The 2,780-nt window shown below is 63.3% G+C and carries 2 rRNA genes; both read right to left on the bottom strand.

Annotation, left to right across the window (positions count from 1 at the left end):
• Positions 1–21 precede the first annotated feature (21 nt).
• Positions 22–136: ribosomal RNA gene (gene rrf, locus F8D48_RS11385) — 5S ribosomal RNA — on the bottom strand.
• A gap of 124 nt (positions 137–260) precedes the next feature.
• Positions 261–2,780, bottom strand: a 23S ribosomal RNA gene (locus F8D48_RS11380); the annotation flags it as partial.

Below are 2,780 nucleotides of genomic sequence, written 5' to 3'. Positions count from 1 at the left end.
GCGATGGGAAAGCGCCCCCTGCGAGCGGAACGACCTGTCCTCCCGCGGCCTCGCGCCGCAGTACTTTCGGCGAGGTGGGGCTTAACTGCCGAGTTCGGAATGGGATCGGGTGATCCCCCACTCCATGGTTCCGCTCGCGGGAGGCGCTCCCGCGCAGCTCTGTATGAGCCGCTGCCGGGGGGCGGGGGAACTGCTCCCGCGCCACCCTGGCGGCCGCATGCGCGCGACGGATCACGATCGGCGACGTGTCTACGAAGACGTGCGAAGAAGAGCTCGGGCTATTAGTAGCGCTCGCCTGAGCAGGTCGCCCTGCTTGCAGCTGCGCCCTATCGACCTCGTGGTCTACGAGGGCCCTTACCGGAGAGGGAGCTCATCTCGGAGGCGGCTTCCCACTTAGATGCCTTCAGCGGTTATCCGTGCCGGACGTAGCTAGGCGGCGGTGCCGTTGGTCGACAACCGCGTCACCAGAGGTCCGTCCACCCCGGTCCTCTCGTACTAGGGGCAGATCTCCTCAACTCCCTTGCGCCCGCGGAGGATAGGGACCGAACTGTCTCACGACGTTCTGAACCCAGCTCGCGTACCGCTTTAAACGGCGAACAGCCGTACCCTTGGGACCGACTTCAGCCCCAGGATGCGATGAGCCGACATCGAGGTGCCAAACCTTGCCGTCGATGTGGACTCTTGGGCAAGATCAGCCTGTTATCCCCGGAGTACCTTTTATCCGTTGAGCGACGGCCATTCCACTCTGGGCCGCCGGATCACTAGAACCTGCTTTCGCACCTGCTCGGCGTGTCTGCCTCGCAGTCAGGCCCGCTTACACTCTTGCGCTCTCGGGACGGTTGCCGACCGTCCTGAGCGGACCTTACGCGCGCCTCCGTTACGTTTTGGGAGGCGACCGCCCCAGTCAAACTACCCGCCTGGCACGGTCCGCGCGCCGGGTCACGGCCGCGCGTTAGGCAGCCGGCACGACGAGGGCAGTATTCCAAGGTCGCCTCCACGGGGGCTTGCGCCCCCGCTTCGCGGGCTCCTGCCTATCCTCTACACGCCGTACCAGATGCCAATGCCAAGCTGCAGTAAAGGTTCACGGGGTCTTTCCGTCCTTCCGCGGGTAGTTCGCATCTTCACGAACAGTACAATTTCACCGGGTCCACGGTTGAGACAGCGCCCAAATCGTTACGCCATTCGTGCAGGTCGGAACTTACCCGACAAGGAATTTCGCTACCTTAGGACCGTTATAGTTACGGCCGCCGTTTACCGGGGCTTGGCTTCAGGGCTTCGCTTGCGCTAACTCATCCGCGTAACCTTCCGGCACCGGGCAGGCGTCAGACCCTATACGTCGCCTTGCGGCTTTGCAGAGTCCTGTGTTTTTGATAAACAGTCGCTTGGGCCGTTTCGCTGCGGCCCCCACTAGCTCCGGACGCGAGGTCCTTCACCGGCGGGGGCGCCCCTTCTCCCGAAGTTACGGGGCCAGTATGCCGAGTTCCTTAACCGTGGTTCTCCCGATCGCCTCGGTATGTTCTACCCGCCCACCTGTGTCGGTTTTGGTACGGGCGCCGACGGCACTCCCTAGAGGTTTTTCTCGGAAGCATGGGCTCACCGGCTTCGCTCTATCGCTTCGTCTCGCGTCTCAGGCTATACGGCCCGCTGATTTCCATGCGGACCGCCCTACGCGCTTTCACGGGGACGTCCAGAACCCCGCCCGGCTACCCTTCTCCGTCGCCCCATCGGTAATGCCGCGCCGTCGGCGGTGCGGGAATGTCTGCCCGCTGCGCATCGGCTACGCCTCCCGGCCTCGCCTTAGCTCCCGACTGACCCTGGGGGGATTAGCCTCGCCCAGGAACCCTTAGGCTCACGGCGGCGGCGTTTCTCGCGCCGCTCTCGTTACTCATGCCAGCATTCTCACCTCCGCGCGCTCCACGGATGCTCGCGCACCCGCTTCGCCGCAGCGCGGAGAGCTCCCCTACCACTGAAAGAATCAGTCCGCCGCTTCGGTGCATCGCTTAGCCCCGTGAATTGTCGGCGCATGTCCACTCGACCAGTGAGCTGTTACGCACTCTTTAAATGCATGGCTGCTTCTAAGCCAACATCCTGGTTGTCTGGGCAGACGCACATCCTTTGCCACTCAGCGATGACTTGGGGACCTTAGCGGGCGGTCTGGGCTGTTTCCCTCTCGAGCGCGCAGCTTAGCCCACGCCCTCTGACTCCCGGCCTGTGGACCCGCGGCATTCGGAGTTCGGCTCCCGTCGGTAGGCGGTGAGGCCCCCTCAGGGATCCGGTGGCTCTACCACCGCGGGTAAACGGCCGAGGCTAGCCCTAAAGCTATTTCGGGGAGAACGAGATATCTCCGGGTTTGATTGGCCTTTCACCCCTATCCACGGGTCATCCCCTCCGTTTTCAACCGAAGTGGGTTCGGCCCTCCACGGGGTCTTACCCCCGCTTCAGCCTGCCCATGGATAGCTCACCCGGCTTCGCGTCTGCAGCGTGCGACTCACTCGCCATCTTAAAGGCTCGCTTTCGCTGCGGCTCGTTTCAAACTTAACCTCGCCGCACACCGCAACTCGCTGGCTCATTCTACAAAAGGCACGCCGTCACAGCGCAAGGCTGCTCCGACTGCTTGTGGGCGCACGGTTTCAGGTACTGTTTCACTCCCCTCTCGGGGTGCTTTTCACCTTTCCCTCACGGTACTGGTTCGCTATCGGTCACAGGAGAGTGTTCAGCCTTGGAGGGTGGTCCCCCCGGCTTCGGACCGGGTTTCACGTGCCCGGCCCTACTCGGGATGC

Origin of the sequence: Adlercreutzia muris (genome assembly GCF_008831045.1) — a bacterium.
Classification (GTDB): Bacteria; Actinomycetota; Coriobacteriia; order Coriobacteriales; family Eggerthellaceae; genus Adlercreutzia; species Adlercreutzia muris.
The sequence above is the reverse complement of the archived record's forward strand: the minus strand, read 5'-3'. Positions and strand labels throughout refer to the sequence as shown.